Annotated in this window: 20 protein-coding genes and 1 pseudogene; 6 read left to right on the top strand and 15 right to left on the bottom strand. The window is 37.6% G+C overall.

The features are described from left to right. Nucleotides 1-54: 54 nt before the first annotated feature. From QWZ06_RS28155 to QWZ06_RS08775, 9 genes and pseudogenes are all read right to left on the bottom strand, one after another. Nucleotides 55-813: pseudogene (locus tag QWZ06_RS28155) on the bottom strand (fibronectin type III domain-containing protein); the annotation flags it as partial. Next, a complete protein-coding gene (locus tag QWZ06_RS08810; RefSeq protein WP_290297296.1) occupies nucleotides 762-3194 on the bottom strand; it encodes an RCC1 domain-containing protein in 2433 nt (810 codons plus the stop codon). The pseudogene QWZ06_RS28155 and the gene QWZ06_RS08810, both read right to left, overlap by 52 nt. 20 nt (nucleotides 3195-3214) lie before the next feature. After that, the gene (locus QWZ06_RS08805; RefSeq protein WP_290297295.1) at nucleotides 3215-4396 is read right to left on the bottom strand and encodes a hypothetical protein; all 1182 of its coding nucleotides are present in this window, start codon (nucleotides 4394-4396) and stop codon (nucleotides 3215-3217) included. A 538-nt stretch (nucleotides 4397-4934) separates the two neighbouring features. After that, nucleotides 4935-6644 carry a T9SS type A sorting domain-containing protein gene (locus QWZ06_RS08800; RefSeq protein WP_290297294.1) on the bottom strand — a complete coding sequence of 570 codons (1710 nt, stop codon included), beginning with the start codon at nucleotides 6642-6644 and terminating at the stop codon, nucleotides 4935-4937. Further along, nucleotides 6629-7651 carry an RCC1 domain-containing protein gene (locus tag QWZ06_RS08795; protein WP_290297293.1) on the bottom strand — a complete coding sequence of 341 codons (1023 nt, stop codon included), beginning with the start codon at nucleotides 7649-7651 and terminating at the stop codon, nucleotides 6629-6631. Before QWZ06_RS08795 ends, QWZ06_RS08800 begins: the two co-directional genes overlap by 16 nt. 469 nt (nucleotides 7652-8120) lie before the next feature. Continuing rightward, nucleotides 8121-9023: a T9SS type A sorting domain-containing protein gene (locus QWZ06_RS08790; protein WP_290297291.1), complete on the bottom strand. Its 903-nt coding sequence runs from the start codon at nucleotides 9021-9023 to the stop codon at nucleotides 8121-8123. Nucleotides 9024-9034: 11 nt separating this feature from the next. Next, nucleotides 9035-9475, bottom strand: coding sequence for an RCC1 domain-containing protein (locus tag QWZ06_RS08785; protein ID WP_290297290.1), 441 nt, complete (start codon nucleotides 9473-9475; stop codon nucleotides 9035-9037). A 71-nt stretch (nucleotides 9476-9546) separates the two neighbouring features. Continuing rightward, nucleotides 9547-11541 (bottom strand): RCC1 domain-containing protein, encoded by a 1995-nt coding sequence (locus QWZ06_RS08780; RefSeq protein WP_290297288.1) that lies wholly within the window; start codon nucleotides 11539-11541, stop codon nucleotides 9547-9549. Between the two features lie 19 nt (nucleotides 11542-11560). Next, nucleotides 11561-12736 carry an autotransporter outer membrane beta-barrel domain-containing protein gene (locus QWZ06_RS08775; RefSeq protein WP_290297286.1) on the bottom strand — a complete coding sequence of 392 codons (1176 nt, stop codon included), beginning with the start codon at nucleotides 12734-12736 and terminating at the stop codon, nucleotides 11561-11563. A 577-nt stretch (nucleotides 12737-13313) separates the two neighbouring features. On the opposite strand from QWZ06_RS08775, the gene QWZ06_RS08770 reads away from it, so the two are divergent. Beyond that, nucleotides 13314-13871 (top strand): hypothetical protein, encoded by a 558-nt coding sequence (locus QWZ06_RS08770; protein ID WP_290297285.1) that lies wholly within the window; start codon nucleotides 13314-13316, stop codon nucleotides 13869-13871. 217 nt (nucleotides 13872-14088) lie between these two features. Next, nucleotides 14089-14433: a winged helix-turn-helix transcriptional regulator gene (locus QWZ06_RS08765; protein ID WP_290297284.1), complete on the top strand. Its 345-nt coding sequence runs from the start codon at nucleotides 14089-14091 to the stop codon at nucleotides 14431-14433. Between the two features lie 118 nt (nucleotides 14434-14551). Here the strand turns inward: QWZ06_RS08765 and QWZ06_RS08760 are convergent, their stop codons facing one another. From QWZ06_RS08760 to QWZ06_RS08735, 6 genes are all read right to left on the bottom strand, one after another. Beyond that, nucleotides 14552-15508, bottom strand: a complete 957-nt coding sequence (locus tag QWZ06_RS08760) for an MBL fold metallo-hydrolase (RefSeq protein ID WP_290297282.1) — start codon at nucleotides 15506-15508, stop codon at nucleotides 14552-14554. Nucleotides 15509-15737: 229 nt separating this feature from the next. Next, nucleotides 15738-16598, bottom strand: coding sequence for a DUF4240 domain-containing protein (locus QWZ06_RS08755; RefSeq protein WP_290297276.1), 861 nt, complete (start codon nucleotides 16596-16598; stop codon nucleotides 15738-15740). Nucleotides 16599-16701: 103 nt separating this feature from the next. Further along, entirely contained in the window at nucleotides 16702-17553 is an 852-nt protein-coding gene (locus QWZ06_RS08750) for an SDR family oxidoreductase (protein ID WP_290297274.1), read from the bottom strand. A gap of 66 nt (nucleotides 17554-17619) precedes the next feature. Then, complete coding sequence (locus QWZ06_RS08745; RefSeq protein WP_290297272.1) at nucleotides 17620-18351, bottom strand: helix-turn-helix domain-containing protein; 732 nt, start codon at nucleotides 18349-18351, stop codon at nucleotides 17620-17622. Beyond that, the gene (locus tag QWZ06_RS08740; protein ID WP_290297270.1) at nucleotides 18297-18518 is read right to left on the bottom strand and encodes a hypothetical protein; all 222 of its coding nucleotides are present in this window, start codon (nucleotides 18516-18518) and stop codon (nucleotides 18297-18299) included. Before QWZ06_RS08740 ends, QWZ06_RS08745 begins: the two co-directional genes overlap by 55 nt. Nucleotides 18519-18549: 31 nt before the next feature. Next, complete coding sequence (locus QWZ06_RS08735) at nucleotides 18550-19407, bottom strand: LysR family transcriptional regulator (RefSeq protein ID WP_290297269.1); 858 nt, start codon at nucleotides 19405-19407, stop codon at nucleotides 18550-18552. A gap of 95 nt (nucleotides 19408-19502) precedes the next feature. Between QWZ06_RS08735 and QWZ06_RS08730 the strand changes: the two genes are divergently transcribed. The 4 genes from QWZ06_RS08730 to QWZ06_RS08715 all read left to right on the top strand — a co-directional run bounded on the left by QWZ06_RS08730 (nucleotide 19503) and on the right by QWZ06_RS08715 (nucleotide 22116). Further along, entirely contained in the window at nucleotides 19503-19751 is a 249-nt protein-coding gene (locus QWZ06_RS08730) for a hypothetical protein (protein WP_290297268.1), read from the top strand. Next, nucleotides 19736-20479 carry an alpha/beta fold hydrolase gene (locus QWZ06_RS08725; RefSeq protein ID WP_290297267.1) on the top strand — a complete coding sequence of 248 codons (744 nt, stop codon included), beginning with the start codon at nucleotides 19736-19738 and terminating at the stop codon, nucleotides 20477-20479. Before QWZ06_RS08730 ends, QWZ06_RS08725 begins: the two co-directional genes overlap by 16 nt. Before the next feature lie 28 nt (nucleotides 20480-20507). Next, nucleotides 20508-21470, top strand: a complete 963-nt coding sequence (locus tag QWZ06_RS08720; RefSeq protein ID WP_290297266.1) for a zinc-binding dehydrogenase — start codon at nucleotides 20508-20510, stop codon at nucleotides 21468-21470. Between the two features lie 115 nt (nucleotides 21471-21585). After that, on the top strand, nucleotides 21586-22116 hold the full coding sequence (locus QWZ06_RS08715; RefSeq protein ID WP_290297265.1) for a RidA family protein: 531 nt from the start codon (nucleotides 21586-21588) through the stop codon (nucleotides 22114-22116). Nucleotides 22117-22237 lie beyond the last annotated feature (121 nt).

Below are 22237 nucleotides of genomic sequence, written 5' to 3'. Positions count from 1 at the left end.
AAGTGTAGTAAAGGAACCACCCTGTATCCAATTAGTCTGGCTGTATCCACAACTAGATGACACCCACCAATAGTAAGTGGTATTAGGCATTAAATTGGTCAGATTGGCTGTCGTATTAGATGTATTTCCCCCTATTCCCCCAACAACTGGGTTGGTACTATAAAGGTATGAATAGCCGCCACTAGGAATAGGATCTGCATCCGTCCAGCTAAGGGTAGCTGTTGTAGATGTGATATTAGAAGACTGCAATTGGCCTGGAGGGTTACAAGATGGAGGACAAGCAACAGGTATAAAAATCTTTCTGTCAATCAATGTACCATCTCCTAGCTGGCCAAAGAAATTGGCGCCACAGGCTGATAAAAGCCCATCATTACTTAAAATAAGTCGATTAAGTCTCTTTGCTGAAATGATCTTTCTGTCAGTAGCTGTTCCTATTTGAGTTGGGCTCCATTTATCAACTTTAGTTCCATCTCCTAATTGTCCATAATAATTACCACCCCATGCCCAGAAGGTACCATTTGTTTTAATTCCCGCTGAGGATTCGGATCTGTCTGCAGTAACAGTTCTCCAATCAGTAGCCGTTCCTATTTGGATTGGAGTGTTTCTACTGGTAGTAGTTCCATCTCCCAATTGTCCACTATCATTCAGTCCCCATGCCCATAATGTTCCATTTGTTTTTAATGCAACAGTATGACGCCATCCTCCGCCAGCACTTTTCCAATCGGTTGCAGTACCTATTTGTACCGGAGTATTTCTATTTGTTATAGTTCCATCTCCCAGCTGGCTTTTATCATTAAGTCCCCAAGTCCACAATGTTCCATCTGTTTGATTGCAATATTATGATACTGCCCAGTGACAACACTCTGCCAGTTATTGTCTGTTCCAACTTGTGTTGGTATTATTTTTGGAACGGTAGTTCCATCTCCCAGCTGGCCATCACTATTATTCCCCCAAGCCCAAAGGGTACCGTTAGACTTTAAAGCTACTGTATGAACAAAACCACCTGTAACACTCACCCAGTCTGTTGCTGTTCCTACCTGTGTTGGAACAATTTTACTAATTTTAGTACCATCACCAAATTGCCCCTCTGAATTTGTTCCCCAAGCCCAAAGAGTTCCGTTTGATTTTATGGCGAATGTTGTGTTTTCTCCACTACCAATAATTGCCCAGTCTTTGTCTGCACCAATTTGGTTTGGAGTAGCTCTATCGGTTCTGGTTCCATCTCCTAGTTGTCCAGAATTGTTACCTCCCCAAGTCCATAATGTTCCATCTGTCTTGATCCCTACTGAATGAATATCTCCTGCTATCACTGTTTTCCAGCATCCTGTAGAGGTTGCAGGAAGTGTGGTAAAGGATCCTCCGGATACCCAACTCCCTTTATTGGATCCGCAATGAGATGCCACCCACCAATAATAAGTGGTATTAGGTAATAAATTAGATAAATTGGCCGTCGAAGAAGAAGTAGTGGATCCATCTATACCGCCAACAATTGGATTCGTACTATAAAAATACAAATACCCTCCATTGGGAGCTGGCGTTGATCCTACCCAGTTAATAGTAGCCGCTGAAGAAGTAATGTTGGTTGTTGAAAATTGTGTTGGAGGAGCACAGTTTGAAGGACACTCAATAGAAGTAAAGGTACTTTTATGAGCAATTGTTCCGTCTCCTAATTCTCCCGAAGCATTTCGCCCACAAACTCTCAAAGCACCACTTGTATTTGTCTCAAGAATATGGAAAGTTCCTGCAGCAATCAATTTACTTGCTGATAAAGAACCTACTTGTGCAGGTGATTTAGATCCTGAACTTTGTCCTAAGACTCCATATGCAGCTGATCCCCAACTCCAAAGAGTACCATCTGTTTTATTTGCAAAAGTAAAATTACCTCCAGCAGATATATTTTGCCAGTTGGACGCGGTTCCGATTTGTGTAGGAGTATCTTTATAAACATTGGTGCCATCACCTACCTGTCCAGAATCATTATAACCCCATGCCCAAAGGGTACCGTCTGTTTTAAGTGCTACAGAGTGCATACTCCCAACATCTATACTTTGCCAATTCGTATCTGCACCAATTTGTGTGGGTATATATTTGCCAATTGTAGTTCCATCACCCAGCTGGCCAGTAGTATTATATCCCCATCCCCAAAGCGTGCCATTTGTTTTAATGGCAAGAGTATGTGATAAACCTGTTTGTACGCTTTGCCAATTCGTTGCTGTTCCTATTTGTGTAGGTACAGTTTTATTTGAGATGGTGCCATCTCCCAATTGCCCGTAATAATTCTGTCCCCAGCCCCACAGGGTGCCATCTGTTTTGATCGCAATTGAAGAATACACTCCAGCACTAATACTTTGCCAGTTTGTTCCTGTCCCTATTTGAGTTGGAGTAAATCTATTCATTTTAGTTCCATCCCCTAATTGGCTATACTCATTTTTACCCCATGCCCATAAAGTTCCATCTGCTTTGATCGCTAAGGTATAAGAACCTCCAGCAGCTACTTTCAGCCAATTATTGGCAGTTCCTATTTGAACGGGAACATTTGTTGAAATTGAAGTTCCATCTCCCAATTGTCCATACTGATTACTACCCCAAGCCCATAGTGTTCCATCGCTTTTTATTCCTACAGAATGTTCACCTCCTGCACTCAAACTTTGCCAGCAGCCTGTAGGTATTGGAGTCTCTACATTAATAACATTTTTAAAAGCAGGCCCCCAATCTCCGGTATTGTCTTTAATACGAATATTAAAAACATGTAAACCAGTAGATGGTAAAGCAATTCCGGTTTTAGTAAGCTGCTCATACGTACTGTCGAAATTTCCATCTGCTGCTAATACTGCTGTACCGTTTCCGGCTCCCGGATCGGTATCCCAGAAATACTCTGCCTGAGAAATATAGATGATATTGGATGGTGTGTTTTGCTGAACATTAATAACATTTGTAAAAACAGGCCCCCAAGTTCCTGTGTTATCTTTGATACGAACAGAAAGCTTGTGTAAGCCATTGCCTGGTGTGGCAACCCCTGTTTTCGTAAGCTGTTCAAAAGCACTGTTGAAACTCCCATCGGAAGCCAAAACAGCGGTACCGTTTCCGGCTCCCGGATCATTATCCCAGAAATATTCTGCCTGGCTTACGTACAACTGTGCCCAGCACCATGTTGCCATAAACAAAGCGATTATACTATAGATATATTTATTCATTGTATATGTATGATTATAAATTATTTAGAAAAACCAGATCCGCTGATGCTTAACGTACCACTGCTGATTGTTCTTGGAGTTACCAGATAGTTTACCTGAGGTCTATTGCCTACATTGGCTGGCCAGTAATTTGCCCAGCTGTTAGAACCACCATAGTGCCCGGCATCGTTTCGGGTTAAGTCTAAATCGGTGTATTTTACATCAGGATCTCCTGCATTTTCATTCATCCCCGTCAATGTATAAGTTGTATTGTTGAAATTCATATTCACGGTACCTGAATTGTTGTTTTGGGTGACATTACCCTGGGTAACAAACGCATTGGTAAATACATTGTAAGTAGCTATTACATTCGCATTATTGCTTTGATTTTGAATACAGGCATTGGTTTGGCCTACTGCAAAAGAAGCGGCATTGTTCATAATAAGAACAGTTCCTGCATTTCCATTATTATTTGAACTTATGTAAAATGGAGCAACATCACTAGGGGTTGGATTATAAACGGTATTATTAATAATTTCGTTGAAACTATCCGTTTTAATAGCTTGAATAGCTACATGGGCACAAAAATTATTATAGAATCTAAAATTGTAACTCGTTTGTGTGTATGACAATACATCACTAACTATATTACCATATACTTCCACATTAGATGTAGCCATGGAAGTATCTGGCACAAGAGAATGGACACTCATATACTGAGCTTTATTAGCAGTAGCCCTTCCGTGAGAGAAAATAATAGATCCGGTAGCTATACATCCGGAAATGTTGGTAGTAGTATTGGCAGTATTGGTCAGAACATAACCGAGATTACAGTTCAAAAGATTAATAGTCGTTCTTCCTCCAGTGGTTGCCCCGTTTGCCTCTACGCTATAGCTGCCGGAAAACCAGGTACTCAAATTACTTATAGTCACTATTCTTCCCGCTGCCGGATTGATTGTAACATTCCCCTGAACAATATATTTGCTATAATTGGTTTCGGAAACCAAGGTCAATGACTTGTTGATGATCAAGTTTTCTACATACGGATCTCCATTTACTTTAGGTTGAATAATAATACGATCTCCATCAGAAGCTGCAGTAATAGCTGCACTTATAGTAGAAAATGCTCCACCAGTTCCGCCGTTTCGAACATAAAGATCAGCTGCAAAAGCCATAGTACTTGATAAGCCTGTAAAGGCCATGATTAGTAGTTTTTTTGTCATAATAGTGTAAAATTGATTGGTATAATATTAAATTAAATACGTTGGGGTTGACATCCTCGAGCACAGGTTATAAATATTTTTCATGTATCAAATCAATAGTGAAATACAGTTCTATTCGGATATTTTTTCATTTGATTTAAAAAATTCCAATTAGTCCTATTGATAAAATACGATTAAACTCTAAAGAAATCTTGAGGATGTATGTTATTTAAATTACCGAAAACAATAACTTGGGATGTATCGGCAGAAATAAACACAGTGTAGTTTTACTCATTTTCATGGTTTAATTAGTTTTCAGGTTTTGTTTTTAGTTTTTCATAGAAAATAACAAATCAATGTAATGATTATATGTTATTGACTGCAAAAATATATTTTTATTATGGATCATCAAATAGTTGATGAAGAATTAATATGATTATCTCTTTTCAAATAGAGTCAAGTATACATTAAATAAGAGCGCCACTTACTGCTAAGTGGCGCTCTATTGAAAGATTTCAAAATGTAAAGAAATCTTAGTATTCAAATAAATTTTTACTGTTTATCGTTTGATCACTTTTACTGTTTTAGCAAAATCATTCGCTGCACTTACTTTCACCAGATATACTCCGGCTGTTAAAACAGAGAGATCAATTGTTCCTTTAGTATCATTAATAGCTTTTGTAAGGATCACCTGTCCAACAGTATTATAAACCGTTACCATAAAAATCTTTTGGTCAAGTGAAACCGTTAAAATATCCTGTACCGGATTTGGATACACTTTCAGCTGATCCAGCTTTGTTGAGACTTCGGCAACCGCTAAAGTACTTACAGGACAAGAAACGGGTGTAAAAATTATTTTTGGAATATTAGTACCATCTCCTAGTTGTCCTCTGTCATTACTACCACAACTTGATAAAAATCCATTGTTGTTGATCACAAATCTATTATACATATTTATGGAAATACTTTTGGTATCGGTAGCTGTTCCAATTTGAGTAGGAACAAATCTGTCGTCATTTGTACCATCTCCTAATTGGCCATTACGATTATTTCCCCAGCCCCAAAAAGTGCCATTCGTTTTTATTCCTCCAGAAGAGCTAAATTTATCTGCACTGATACTCTTCCAATCTGTTGCTGTCCCAATCTGTGTTGGAATCAATTTACCCGTTTGAGTTCCGTCACCCAGTTGTCCACTGGAATTATCACCCCAGGCCCAAAGCGTTCCATCTGTTTTGAGACCTATCGAATGATGAAATCCTCCCGCAACATTTTCCCAATTCGTACCCGTTCCTATTTGCGTAGGTGTATTTTTATTACTTGTACTTCCATCACCTAGTTGCCCATATACATTATAACCCCATGTCCAAAGCGTTCCATCTGTTTTAATAGCAAGAGTATGTCTTGAAGCGGGTGTGATCGTTTTCCAATTATTTGCTGTTCCGATTTGTACAGGTACAGTTTTGCCAATATTTGTTCCGTCTCCTAATTGCCCATGAGCATTAAGCCCCCACGCCCAAAGCGTTCCATTTGATTTTAAAGCAACTGTGTAAAAATCCCCAGCAGCAATACTTACCCAGTCTGTATCTGTCCCGATTTGGGCTGGAGTCATTTTATTGGTTGTCGTTCCATCACCTAGTTCTCCATTTGAATTATATCCCCAGCTCCAGAGTGTTCCATCTGTTTTGAGTCCCAGTGAATGTAAAGAACCGGCTGCTATTTTCAGCCAATTATTATCGGTTCCTATTCGTATCGGGATATTTTTTGAAATTGTAGTTCCATCTCCCAATTGGCCATCATAATTATATCCCCAAGCCCATAATGAGCCGTCTGTTTTGAGTCCTACTGAGTGATACATCCCTGTGCTTACACTTTCCCAACAGCCTATTGTAGTTGGAGGGAGTGTGGTGAAGGAGCCTCCTGATATCCAATTCCCCTGGCTGGAGCCACAATGAGCAGCTACCCACCAATAATAAGGGGTGTTAGATAATAAGTTTGTCAAATTAGCTGATGCGGAAAGAGTTGTTCCAGACAACCCACCCACAAACGGATAAGTACTATAGAAATATAGATATCCCCCGGCGGGTACTGGTGTTGGACTTGCCCAATTAAGAGTAGCTGTTCCCGAAGTAATATTGTTTGCTGAAAGCTGCATCGGAGGAGGACAACTTGAAGGACAAACAACTGCGGTAAGTGTATTTTTTTGATCATGTGTACCATCCCCTAACTGCCCAACATCATTTCGTCCACCAACTTTTAATAAGCCATCCATGGTTTAATAAGAACATGATTAAATCCGGTAGAAATAGACATATTGTCTGAAGAGGATCCTACTTGTACAGGTAATGCAACATTGGTTGTTCCACTTGTCCCGTTACCCAGCTGCCCCGAGGTATTGTCACCCCATGACCAAAGAGTACCGTCTGTTTTATTCGCCAATGTAAATAATCCTCTAGTAGCTACATTAAGCCAATTCGTTTCTGTTCCGATCTGTTTTGGCGTAATTCTATTAACGGCAGTACCATCCCCTAATTGTGATTGGCTATTCTCGCCCCAAGCCCAAAGCGTTCCATCTGTTTTAATTCCTAAAGAATGAGAGTTTCCAGCCTTGATAATTTTCCAATTAGTCCCTATTCCGACTTGGATTGGGCTAAGTTTTGTTCCTGTAGATCCTTCCCCTAATTGCCCCTTCGCATTATATCCCCAAGCCCAAAGCGTTCCATTTGTTTTGAGGGCAAGACTATGCAGTCCCCCTGTTGCAATACTTTGCCAGTCTGTTTCTGTTCCTATTTGAGTAGGTACATTCTTATTAATGGTTGTACCATCTCCTATTTCTCCATACACATTGGTTCCCCAGCCCCAAAGCGATCCATCTGTTTTGAGTGCTAAAGTGTGAAGGCTACCGGTACTAATACTCTTCCAATTCGTTGCTGTTCCTACTTGAGTTGGGATCCATTTATCAGTTAGAGTTCCATCCCCCAATTGCCCGTTGTAATTATATCCCCAAACCCATAGTGTACCATCTGTTTTTAGGGCTATTGTATATCTACTTCCTGCCTCAATTTCCTTCCAATTATTGCCTGTTCCTATTCGGGTAGGTACATTTGTTGAAATGATGGTTCCATCTCCAAGCTGTCCATTAGAATTACCACCCCAAGCCCATAATGTTCCGTCTGATTTGAGTCCTACCGAATGATCACTTCCTGCGCTAAGACTTTGCCAACATTGAGCAAAAGAATGTAAACTAATGAATACAAATAATAAAAGTATTTTCCTCATATTTTAATTTTCTTCTTATTTTCCTACTCATCTAGCTTTTCGGTTCCGCTTCGTTTAAATGGTTTCTGACCTCCATAAAATAAGTTATTCTGAGCATTCTTTCAGAATCAAATGAGTTTGATATAATTTCTGGCTTTAAAAGAATTCTGAATACTTATTCGTGTCTTTACATTGTTGAAACAATGAGTTGTAGTGGATGAATAAAGATCAATATAATGTAGTTCATCCATTTTTATGATTTAATTAATTTTCAGGTTTTGTTTTTAAATTTTAAGCTCAAACAACATTCCATTATGATGATTGTATGTTGTTGGGTGCAAAAGTATATTTTTATTACGGATCATCAAATAGCCAGTAAAGCATAATTTATACTCAGTAATATATTTAAAAATAGCGCCACTTATTGCTAAGTGGCGCTCTATTGAAAATGTCAAAGATAAATCTTAGATAGTATATTAAAATGTAATCTTTATCGTTTGATCACTTTTACTGTTTTAGCAAAATCATTCGCTGCAGTTACTTTCACCAGATACACTCCTGATGATAAAGCAGTGAAATCAATTTTTCCTTTTGTATCATTGATTGCTTTGGTAAGGATCAACTGACCTGCAGCATTGTAAACCGTTACCAAAAGAATCTTTTGATCAAGTGAAACCGTTAAAATATCCTGTACCGGATTCGGATACACTTTCAGCTGATCTGCTTTTGTTGCAACTTCTGCAACGGCTAGACTGCTTGTAGGACAAGCAACAGGTACAAAAATTTTCCTGAAAAAATAAGTACCATCTCCTATCCCACCGTAAGAATTGTCACCACAACCCGATAAGAATCCATTGGTATCGATAGCAAAAATACGTTTAGTACCTACTGCAATACTTTGTTTATCAGCAGCGGTTCCTATTTGTACGGGAGTACTATTAGAGATTTGAGTTCCATCTCCCAGCTCTCCATAGAAATTAAGTCCCCAGGCCCATAGTGTACCATCTGTTTTGAGCCCTGTACAATTATACCAGCCGCCGCCAACACTCTGCCAATTTGTTGCTGTTCCGATTTGAGCTGGAGTAACTCTATCAGTATTAGTACCATCTCCTAGTGCTCCTGAGAAGCCCCAAGTCCATAGTGTGCCATTTGTTTTTATTCCTTGTGAATGCGCATTGCCCACACCAATACTTTTCCAGTTCGAAGCGGTTCCTACCTGAATAGGAGACATTCTTTTTGTTGTACTTCCATCTCCTAACTGCCCATAATAATTATTACCCCAGGCCCATAGTGTTCCATCTGTTTTTATAGCAAGAGTATGCTCGATACCAGGGGCAACCATTTTCCAATTATTTGCAGATCCAATTTGGATTGGTACATTTTTATCTATCATGGTACCATCTCCTAATTGACCATAATCATTACGTCCCCATGCCCAAAGTGTTCCATTTGATTTAAAGCTATAACGTAAGAATCTCCAGAAGCAACATCTACCCAGTCTGTTGCTGCTCCTATTTGCATTGGGGTAACTTGCATAAATCCTACTCCACTGCCTAATTGACCATAATTATTTCCACCCCATGTCCACAATGTTCCATCTGCTTTAATGGCAGCACTATGATAATGCCCTGCACTTGCTTTTTTCCAACTATTTGCAGTTCCAATTTGTTTTGGGGTGCTTTGAGAGTCAACATATCCAATCCCAAGTTGCCCGTATTCATTACGTCCCCAGGCCCATAATGTTCCATCTTTTTTAATTCCTACTGAATGACTATATCCTCCACTTACACTTTGCCAACATCCTGTTTCAGTTGTTGGAAGTGTTTTAAAAGATCCTCCCGGCATCCAACTCCCCTGACTGGTTTTACAATCGGTTGCTACCCACCAGTAATAAGTGGTATTTGACAGTAAATTCGTTAAGTCAACTTTGTTAGAATAAGTTTTCCCATCAATACCGCCAACAAGTGGGCTTGTGCTGTAAGATACATATACCCATTAGAAGCTGGTGTTGATGTTGTCCAGTTAAGAGTAGCGGTTGTAGCGGTGATATTGTTTGCTAAAAGTTGTGTTTGAGGAGCACAATTTGAAGGGCACTCAATGGAAATAAACGTACCCGTACCATTATTCAGACCATCCGTGCCATTACCTAATTGACCATATATATTAGAACCATAGACTTTTAAAGAACCATCAAGCGCTTTTACAAGAATATGAGATTCGCCCACAGCCATCTGCATATTATCCGACGAGGAATTCACTTGTCTAGGTAATGTATTATCTATACCACCAGTCTGTGTATGGAAAGGGCTACCCCATATCCAAAGTGTTCCATCTGTTTTGGTTGCAAAAGTAGTACTGGAGCCAGCATTTATATTTAACCAATTGGTTTCCGTCCCTATTTGTTTTGGAGTATTTTTATTAGCAGTCGTTCCATCTCCTAACTCTCCAGAAAGATTACTACCCCAAGTCCATAGCGTTCCATTTGTTTTAAGTGCAGTAGAGTAGAAACTTCCGGCACTTATAGTTTTCCAATCATTTGTAGTTCCGATTTGCGTTGGAATATACGTATATGCACTGTTTCCATAGCCTAATTGCCCACTTCCATTATAGCCCCAACTCCAAATTGTTCCATCCGTTTTTATAGCGAGAGAATGCAGTGCACCTGCGTCAGCACTTCGCCAGTTTGTTGCTGTTCCAATTTGTGTAGGCACTAATTTTCCAGTATTTGTACCGTCACCTAATTGTCCATACTGATTTCTTCCCCAAGCCCAAAGTGTTCCATCTGTTTTAAGAGCTAAAATATGGAAGCTTCCAGCACTAATACTTTTCCAATTATTTGCAGTTCCTACCTGAACTGGAGCATATCTGTCAGTTTTAGTTCCATTTCCAAGCTGGCCATCAAAATTACTGCCCCATGCCCATAGCGTTCCATCTGTCTTAAGAGCTACTGTATACTGCTCGCCAGCACTAACACTTTTCCAGTTCGTTGCGGTTCCGATTTGAACTGCAACATTTCTGTTAAGAGTAGCACCATCTCCAAGTTGTCCAACCTGATTATTACCCCATGCCCATAATGTTCCATCTGCTTTTATTCCAAGCGAATGCTGACGCCCTGCACTAAGACTTTCCCAACAACCTGAGGAAGCCGGAGTTTCAACATTAATCACATTTTTAAAAACAGGCCCCCAAACACCCGTATTGTCTTTAATACGAATATTGAATACATGCAAGCCATTAGCAGGCAAGGCAATTCCTGTTTTAGTCAGTTGCTCAAAAGAACTGTCAAAGTTCCCATCAGCCGCCAATACCGGAGTACCATTTCCTGTCCCCGGATCGGTATCCCAGAAGTATTCAGCCTGAGAAAGGGCTAGTATGGTGGATGTCTGATTTTGCTGAACATTAATAACATTCGTAAAAACAGGCCCCCAAACTCCCGCATTATCCTTGATACGAACAGATAATTTGTGTAACCCATTACCTGGTGTAGCAATTCCTGTTTTGGTTAGTTGCTCGAAAGCACTGTCAAAACTTCCATCAGCAGCCAATACCGGAGTTCCGTTTCCGGTTCCCGGATCGGTATCCCAAAAATATTCAGCCTGAGAAAGGGCTAGTATGGTGGATGTCTGATTTTGCTGAACATTAATAACATTCGTAAAAACAGGCCCCCAAGCTCCGGTATTATCTTTAATACGGATAGAGAGTTTATGTAAACCATTACCGGGTGTGGCAATTCCTGTTTTAGTCAATTGTTCAAAAGCACTGTTGAAACTCCCATCGGAAGCCAAAACAGCAGTACCGTTTCCAGCTCCCGGATCATTATCCCAGAAATATTCAGCTTGGCTTACATACAACTGTGCCGGGCACAGCATTGCCATAAGCAGAGCAATGATACTATAGATATAATTCTTCATATTGTTATATCGTTAGTCATTATTTAGAAAAACCAGACCCGCTGATGTTTAATGTACCACTGCTGATTGTTCTTGGAGTTAACATATAATTTACCTGAGGTCTACCTCCATTGTCTGCCGGCCAATAATTAGCCCAACTGTTTGAACCACCGTAGTGACCTGCGTCATTTCTTGTTAAATCTAAATCGGTATAGCTTACATCAGGGTTTCCTGCATTTACATTCATCCCTGTTACAGTGAATGCTGTCTCACTGAAATTCATATTAACTCCTCCTGAATTATTGCTTTGAGTCATCGCTCCCTGTGTCACAAATGGATTTGTAAATACATTGTAGCTCGCTGTTACTGTTGCGTTATTGTTATTGCTAATACACACATTGGTTGCTCCTACTACAAAAGAAGCAGCATTATTCATAATAGAAATATTTCCAGTGTTTCCATTATTTAAGTTGATGGAAAATGGTGCGATATCACCGCCATAAGGGTCATAGATCGTATTATTAATAATCTCGTTGTTACTGCCTGTTTTAATAGCATACACAAAAACCCCACGACAAAAATTATTGTAAAACTTAAAATTATAATTTGATTGTGAATGTGATACCCCAAAACTTGCAGCATTGCCATACACTTCAATATCGGAGGTTGCAAGACTGGTATCTGTTGCTGTAGAATTAGCATAAATAGACTGTGCTTTATTCGCTGTAACCCTGCCATGAGAAAAACTAATTTCCCCCAACACACTAGAACCGGAAATATTGGTAGTCGTATTGGCCTGATTGGTAATTACCTTATTTAAATAACAATTGTAAAGGTTTATCGTAGTTCTTCCACCGGTAGTAGGCCCACTTGCCACTACGCTGTAAATGGAATAGTCGCCAGAGCTTAAATTACTGATGGTTACTACTCTTCCTGCAGCCGGATTGATCGTAATCGTTCCCTGAATAAAATATTTGTTATAATTCGTTTCGGAAACAAAAGTTAACGATTTATTGATGGTAATGTTTTCTACGTAGGCTGATCCGTTTATTTTAGGTTGAATGATAATTCTATCACCATCTGAAGCAGCAGTTATAGCTGCACTTACGGTAGAATAAGCTCCACCTGTTCCTCCGTTTCTCACATACAAATCGGCTGCAAAAGCCATAGTACTCGATAAGCCTGCGAAGACAATGATTAGTAGTTTTTTTGTCATAATCGTATAAAATTGGTTTAATATATTAAATGATATTTTTTTGATTTTCACATCGTTCTCCTATCGCTTTCTATTCATTTTTTTGCAAAACACAAAGATTACGGAATAAGAGTTTTAATCAATGGATACGCATTGATTTTGAAAGTATTTTGTTAATTAGATAGCATAACATCATAACTGATACAACATAAAAATTTCCCCAAACATCAATAAGCCAGCGGCTTTTAGAAAATACTGAGGTGGTAATGTTGTTTTAAATTGTTGGAAACAATGAGTTATGATAAATGGGTATAAAGAAATACCCTGTAATTTTATTTACTTGCATGGTTTAATTAGTTTTCAATTTTAGTTTTTAGTTTTTTTGAGAACAATACGATCACCATAATGATTGCATGTTATTACCTGCAAAAGTATATTTTTATTATGAATCATGAAATAGGTAATGAAAAAAACTAACTTTCTCTAAAACGTTTTGTCTTTTAAGATTATCCAATATTCATATTAGCTTACGTTCTTCAAATGATACCTCGAAAAACTACAATAAAAATAAACGGCTATCTTTGTAAAAACACTAATCATGTACGAACTATTTGACATTAAAGGTCATAAAATACAACATCATAATCTTCAAGACAAATCTCATTGGTGTAAAGATGGAGAAAAAATTGAAGAGGCATTTGTCAGGTTATATGGCGATTCCTTGAGTCTAGCTATAAACCCTGAGAAAAAAATAAATCCCTATGCACCAGATCTTATTAATACTAAAACCGGGCAACTTGGAGATCTTAAATTTCAGTCTACTCCTTTTTTCAAAGCCAAGAATAAATACAAAACAGATCCAACCTACGCTGTTGTATTTAATGAAAAAGACAAATTAAGGTATGAAACCAAATATCCTGACCTTATTATTTATTATTGGATAAACTGGATTGCCATTACATTTAGAATGGGAGCTACTGAAATAATAGCACAACCTTTACACGGTGTATGGAAAACTGATTTTAAAAGATTTCAAAACTACCTGTTACAATGCCCCATTCATTATTATCAACAAAGGGTAGATGACACGAAAGGAAATGCCAAAGGAAGCTATGTCTGTGATATCAGAAATGAGGTCTTTGAAAGATTAATATAGATGAATTCTTAAACTGCTGCTTTTCGCATTATGTTCTCCCATTGATCTTTTAATTCAATATTTATTCATTGCTTAATTCACCTCCTTCCTATTCTGGGAGGCTCCTTTTTATCTCAGTAAAACGATATCTCTGTCATTAAAATAGTATGGTTAACTTCATTAATGTTTAAATTTGTATGACAGAACTCTCATCCGGATTAAGATTATAAAAGACTTCATGAAAAACGAAATTTTCATATGCCATAACTGCCCTATGACCCGAACAATGGCCACCATTGGAACCAAGTGGAAGCCTATCATTATTTACACCATTGGTTTAAAGAAAAAAAGGTTCGGACAGATCTTTGCCCTGATGGGAATTATCTCTAAAAAAGTATTAACAGAGCAGCTCAAAGAACTCGTTGAAGACAAAATTGTCATTCGTGAAGAATTCAATGAAATGCCACCACGGGTAGAATATTCTTTAAGCGAAAAGGGAATAGAACTTTTGGCCATCCTTAATCAGCTCACATTGTGGAACCAGAAACACCAGGAACTGGAACAGCATAATGAACACTCATAAAACGACAGTAAAGGCAAAATATTTACAGGATTGATGAATATTCAGGAGCTTTCATCTGCTTTCTTGTCCATATATTATGAAAAACAGACTCAGTCCATAATATTCTTACCCTTATTCATTATTGATGCCTCCCTGAAATACTATAGGGTACAGAATACCAGTTATATTTTTTGCCTTCTTTTTTTAATCTTCCCAACCCCGGAAAAGAAATATGGGCACCTGCAATCAGTAAGTTTTTTTCGGCAGCGTGTTTTAAAAAAGATTTTCTCGCCACCTCGGAGGAATGATGATCTACATCGAAATGATCCAACACATCAGGAGCAGACAATTGAATAGCAGCTACATGTACAACATCTCCCCAAAAGAAAATTTCTTCACCAGTATCCTTTAAAACATAAATGGTATGTCCGGGAGTATGTCCCCCGATGGCGTAACTATAAATATGAGGCAATACTTCAGTATTTTCTCCTTCAAATGTTTTTACCTGATGATCATTAAGGTAAGGAAGCAACATATTTTTTGCATTATCAAATGTTTTAGGATTGGCGCCCATATGTTCTTCTGAAGCTTTTTTAGCATTGGCTTCATTCAGCCAAAAATCCAGTTCTTTTTTGTTCACATGAATGGTAGCATTATTGAAGCTTTTTTTACCCGCTATTATAAGCCCACCGGAATGGTCTGCATGAATGTGAGTCAGTAAAATATCCGTTATAGCTTCCGGTTGTATCCCTATTGAAGAAAGGCTTTCTATGAGGTGTCCACCTGTTGATCCCAATAATTCACCAGAACCTGCATCTACCAAAATAAGTTTGTGGTCTTCTTTTATAAGAAAAACATTAATACTAATCTCTACCGGATTATGGATAAATTGAGCGGCCAACAACTGACTAGGTTTACCTGGTGTATGATTGTTGAACAACTTTTCAGCATCCACTTCAATGGTGCCATCTAGCAAAGAATAGACTTCAGAACTTCCTATTTTGATTTTATAAGCATCTTTAATTTGCGAAAAACCAAGATTACTGAATAACAGACAGATTAACAGAAGTATTGTGCGTTTAATTTTAGCATTCATTATTGAAATATTATTTGGTTACAAAAATAAACCATAATAGTTACTAATAGAGACTAAAATGAAAATAGGGATTACAAAAAGGTAACCACTATTTATCAATATTGAACGTTCTTATCATCTGTTTTCTTCGTGATTATCATCTAATTGCCGTGGCTATTCTATAAAAAGGGCAGATATCTAAGATGTCTGCCTTTTTGTTGTTTAAATTATATTGGTTATCAAAACTGATTTATGTACTTCTCAATTCGCCTATTTCTTTTACCAATTTCGGATACATTTTCTGAAGCTCAACACCATTTTTAGGTTCACGATTCATTTTACGATCCATACTGTCATAATGGTTCTCCGGATAAAGCTCATCAACGGTATCTCTTATTTCTGATTCGTCTTCGTTATCATGATTTTCAGAATAGGCCTCATCAGATACATACAACAATCCTTCTGCCCAGCAATCGCCAATATTAAAGCTATATTTCCCACTGACAAATGCCTGTATATCTTTTTTAATATCTTCAAAGAACTCTCTGCCTTTCAACAATAGCCAGCAACGGAAATAAATAAATCCGTCATCAGAGAGATATCCGTCAAAAATATAATTTCCATTTTCAGCTTTGAAATCAGATTCAAGGATTATGGAAAGTTCTGCAATTTCAGCAGTATACAGCTCACTCAGTTTTTCCTGAAGAGTTCTTTCAAAAAGGATCAGCCTTTCTTTTCCGAATTTGGAAAGATAAGTCGTCAAATTTTCAAGATGTTCATCCACATCATACTCACTCCAATGGGCATTTTTATATTTATTGGATTTTTCGATGGCCTCCCAAAAATAAATATCTGCTTTTTCAGCTTCAGAAAGTTCTATTTTCTGTGGGATTTTATCATTTTCAAGAATTTCTGTGTATCCTTTTTTGATTTTTTGTGCAATCAGCTTTTCAGACTCACTGATACACTCTTCTTCATTTGTAAATTCTTTAATGGTTTCACGTCCTTTTGTTCCCGTCTTTCCAAACACTATTTTTTGTGTGTTTTCCCAATATTCAATATTCCAAAACTTATCAGAGACTCCATTCTGATTGATTAAATTCCTTTTCATACAGTATATACAATGTGATTGATTTATATTAAGGGATTAAACTACGAAAAAATAAGGAATTGGCTCCTTTCTTAGTTTTATTTTCACTCTCTTTAGGATACAATTAATCTTTAAAGTCTGTTGAAAAAGATAGATATTCCCATTGTTTGAGCTGATCCGCCATCTGAGTCATTTTATTTTCAGCTCTTTGGTAAGCATCACTTCCCAAGAATAACAAAGCAGGAGGATTCTCGGCATCGGTTAATTCTGTAAATACATCTGCCAGCCGATCCGGATTTCCTAATTGTTTCCCGTCTATTTCATTCATCTTTTGATGGGCAGTTCGTAAAAACTGATACGCTTCCATCTGATTTTGGCTGAAAGTAATGGAATCCTGTTTGGCAAAATGAGTACGGAACCATCCGGGAAGCACTGCTGTTACGTTAATTCCTAACGGTTTCAAATCATTAGCTAATGCTTCAGATAAACCTGTTACAGCAAACTTGGCTGCAGAATATATACTCCATCCTAACCCGGGAGCAAATCCTGCAATCGATGAAATATTAATAATATGTCCTGAGCGCTGATTTCTTAAATAAGGTAATGCTTTTTGAATAACTCGTACTACGGCAAAAAAATTGATCTGAAAGTTGTTTTCAATCTCTTCAGCACTGAGCTCTTCAATTGCACCTCCTAATCCGTAACCTGCATTGTTGACGACCACATCCAGTTTGCCAAATTTTTCTATTGTCCTTTCCATTGATCTTCCAATAGATTCTTCATCTTTTAAATCGACTTCTAAAAGGAGTAAATTTTCATCCCTGCCATTTAGTTTTTCAAATGCGGCTATTGTTCTTGAAGTAGCGGCTACTTTATGCCCTTTTTCCAGTAATTTTTTCACCAATGAAAGTCCCATTCCTTTGGATGCTCCGGTTATATACCAGGTTTTTGTATGATTCATAAGTTCTATTTTCATACAAAATTATCTCAGTTAACCGTCAGAATTTTGTCATATAGAAACCAATACTTGTCAAATTCAAACCTATCTTAACCGGGTTGGACTAGTGTTGGTTTGTTTCTTAAAAAAGTTATTGAAATGAGCCTGATCTTCAAACCCCAGGACATGACTAATCTCTGAAATGTTCCAATCTGTATATTTTAAAAGGATTTTGGCTTCTGAAATCAGCCGTTCAAAAATATGCTCAGAAGTCGTTCGCCCTGTTTGCTTTTTTATGGCTCTATTAAGATAATTAACATGAATAGACAACCGATCAGCAAAAGCCTTGGGAGCGCGCAGCTCAAAACGTTGTGCAGTAGACTCAATGGGAAACTGCCGCTCTAAGAGTTCCATGAATACTGAAGTAATTCTGGCAGCAGCATTGGAAGATTCGGAGGAACAATTTATAGGCTGTAACTTCAATCCAAAGTAAATTAATTCACTGATATAATTTTTAATAAGATCATATTTATAACGAAAATCTGAATTCATTTCTTTGGATATCTTTTCAAATATTGCCTTAACCTCCGTTGCTTCCTCCTCTTTTAAAGCAAAAACAGGGTATGCATCTGCTGTAAATAGTGGAAGTTCAAATAGATTGGAACGAAAATTATCTTTTAGAAATTCATCTTTAAAGACACAAAAATAACCTTTGGAATCTGAAGTTAAAGGTTCGTAAGTATAAGGTATATACGGATGAAAGAAAAGCAATGTATTTCCAGCTATAGGAATACTCCGATCTCCATAATGAAACACATTATCCCCCTGAAACCACATGATCTTATGAAATCTCTTCGGATAAAGGTAGGTGAAGTCATCCCTGAATAAATTCTGTCTTCAATCTTAAAGACATTAAATTGTCCTTCATTTTGAGAGAAATCTTCAGATAACATTCCATATTTGTTTCGGTAGAATTGTTCAAGTGTTTCGATCGCTTTTGCCATACTTCAATTTTTAATGTAAAGGATACTATAGTTACGAATGCATATCAATAAAACACTGTAAAGCTCTTGATTGTGGTCCTTCTTTTCTAAAAATAAGAACCGTATTCATGGTTCCCAATTGCTTATTTAAACCATAAGTTTTGATTTCTCGGCTCCCATAGTATTTAGAAACAATTTCTTCCGGCAATATACTGATCCCCAAGCCTGCTTCTACAAAATTGATGATCCCTTCAAAAGAATTCAGAACGGTACTTTTGTAATTCATAACCCCTTTATGGCTCAACCAGGACTCAAATCTTTCTCTAAAAATACAGCCATCATCAAATACCACAATTTTTAAAGGTGATTTTTCAAGCAATGTCTGCAACTGAGGGCCTTTGGAAGACGTTAGAATAACAAGCTGCTCTTCTTTAATATTAATTTTCTCCAGTCCGTTGGCAATAATAGGGGCAGAAACAAATGCAGCATCCAAACTATAATCTAATACTCCTGCGATCAGTGAATCTCTTGTATCGGATTTAAATTCCAGCTCAATTTCAGGATATTTTTCTTCAAAAGTTTTGAGGATCTCCGTTGCTTTTAAGACCATTGTTGTTTCAATACAACCAATTTTCAGACATCCTCTTACATTTTCTCCACTTCGGATATTATATTTAGCTTCTTCCACCAAGTGCTGAATCTGTTTACAATACTGCATCAGTATCATTCCCTCCGAAGTAAGTTCTACTTTTCTGGAAGTACGTGAAAACAACTTGGTATCAAACTCTTCCTCAAGGTTTTTTATTCTTGCTGTTACATTAGACTGAACCGTAAACATTCGGGAAGCCGCTTTTGTAAAACTGCCTGTTTCTGCAACCGCTTCAAATATTTTCAAATCGTTTATATTCATCTTTATCAATCATTAAAAGTGATTTCAATTATTAAAATTAATCGTTTTTAATAATCAAATATCCGTATTAATTTTGGAATCTCAAAAAGAATTCAATGGAAATAACATTCAGACAACTCATTACAGGCCTTTCAATTGGTCTATTCACTAATACGTTAACGATGGCACAATCCCATCATAATTTCAATCTAAATCATCACATTATGGAAAACCAGTTAATACATTATCGCAACATCAAAGTCAATGACGTAATCTATTTTACAGAGAAGCAGGTTCTGCTGATGCCCCAACGATTCTTCTCCTGCATGGCTACCCAACTTCCTCACACATGTTCAGAAACCTAATCCCTATATTGAGTACAAAATACCATGTCATTGCACCGGATTTACCCGGATTTGGGTATTCTGATGCTCCTGATCACCAGCAGTTCAATTATACCTTTGACAATCTTGCTACTACAATACAGACATTCGTTGATACATTGAAAATGAAACGTTTTGCCGTCTATATCTTTGACTATGGTGCTCCGGTAGGCTTACGCCTGGCTATGAACAATCCGGAAAAAATAACAGGTATTATTTCTCAAAACGGAAATGCTTATGAAGAAGGACTCAGTAAAGAATGGAATCCTATTCAGAAATATTGGAAAGATCCATCAGAAGCCAACCGCCTTTCCCTAAAAGATTTTGTTTCTAAAGAAGCGACCTATTTTCAATACCATCATGGAGTATCAGATACTTCTTTAATCGCTCCTGAAACGTATACATTAGATCAAAAATTCCTGGATAGACCGGGCAATATAGAAATACAGCTTGATTTGGTGAAAGATTACAGAACCAATGTGGCTTTATATCCCCAATTCCATGAATATTTCAGAAAGCATCAGCCAAAGCTTTTATTAGTCTGGGGAAATAAGGACCCTTACTTTCTGCCGGAAGGTGCCGAAGCTTATAAAAAAGATCTTCCGAACGCTCGACTTAAGTTTTACAATACCGGACATTTTGCGCTGGAAACCCATGTTACGGAAATCGGCAATGAGATTCTTGAATTTATGAGCATACTTCCTCAATAACAACTATTAAATAAACAAATATCTTATTATGAAAGCTATTGTCATCAAAAATTACGGTGGATCGGAAGTCCTTCAATTTGCAGAAGTTCCTACTCCACCTATCACCAATCCTTCTCAGGTATTGATAAAAGTAAAAGCCACATCAATCAATCCATTGGATTATCAGATAAGACGAGGGGATTATGCTCCTTTATTTGATCTACCTATCATAACTGGCCATGATATTGCCGGTGATATTATAGCAGTGGGCGATGCTGTTAAAAACTGGAAACCCGGTGATAAGGTTTATTATTCACCACGTTTTGGCAGTACCGGAAGCTATGCAGAATATCATGTTACCGATGAGTCCTCATTGTCAAGAATGCCTGAGAATATTAGTTATGAAGAAGCAGCTTCCATTCCTCTGATTGGGGGAACAGTCTGGGAAATGCTGGTTGTAAGAGCACAATTAAAAAAGGGAGATACCATTCTTATTCTTGGGGGTGCCGGAGGAGTCGGAACACTGGCCATACAGGTTGCTAAATCACTTGGAGCTTTTGTCTACACAACTGGACAAAGTACTTTACATGCAGAACTTCACAGTCTCGGAGCGGACGTTGTTATTGATCACCATCAAAAAAACTATATTGAAGAGATACAAACTCATACAAATGGTAAAGGTGTTGATGTAATTATTGATACCGTTGGAGGCAGTACATTATCAGACAGTCCGCTTGCTTTAGCTGATTATGGCAGGATTGTAACATTGGTTGATATTTCCCAACCTCAAAATCTTATCCATGCTTGGGAAAAAAATGCCACTTATCACTTCGTTTTTACCAGACAAAGCAGAGATGAGGTTCACCATATTACACAATTAATTGAAAGCGGTCACGTAAAACCGGTTATAGACAGTGTATTTCCTCTTGAAGACATTCAGAGTGCCCATCAAAGAATAGAAGACACAAAGCGAACCCGGCCTTTGTTTGGTAAAATTGTATTGTCATTGTAGGCATGATAAAAGTATGGACAGTTATGAATTATAATATTGGATTCTCTCAACATATGTAAACGTTTTGAAAAATGATTCAGTTTACTTTTGCTTCATCATTTAAACCTTACCAATCATGATTCATTCTAAAAACATCGTATATAAAGGAAAGCTTCTTCTGGCTTCATTTATTCTTATATTGTTATTTTCAAGTTGTTTACAAACTAACAATGATAAAACCAACCAACAAAAAAATATGACAAATATCGAGTCTAAAAATCCGGAAACACTATTTGACCCTACTCCTTTTGCTTTTTCACATGCAACAAGCGGTATAGGAAACGGAAAATATGTATTTATATCAGGACAAAGCGGTGGTGAAGACCTACATCATCATCTTTCTGAAGATTTTAGACAACAAGTTCAGTTCGCTTTGAAAAACCTGGAAACAGTGCTTAAAGAATATCACTTGAAGCCTGATGATGTCCTTAAAATTACAGTATTGATTGTTGATCACGATCAGGAGAAACTCAAAATATGGACGGAAGAAATGCATAAAGTATGGAAAAACAATAAGTTTCCTGCCAGTACTTTAATTCCTGTTCCCAAATTAGCGTTGGATGGGATGATGGTAGAAGTGGATGCTATTGCTTTTATGCCTATGTAAACAACAGTCTCACCAAGCCTATAAGTTATTTGAATTTTAAACCATGTAATCAATTTTTTCATTGAGAAAATGGCAATCCCTGCCCTCTTTAGTTTTGAGAGCAGGGATTGATCTATAAGCG

Origin of the sequence: Chryseobacterium tructae (genome assembly GCF_030409875.1) — a bacterium.
In the GTDB taxonomy this organism is placed as follows: domain Bacteria; phylum Bacteroidota; class Bacteroidia; order Flavobacteriales; family Weeksellaceae; genus Chryseobacterium; species Chryseobacterium tructae.
This window is presented reverse-complemented; position numbering and strand designations above follow the sequence as displayed.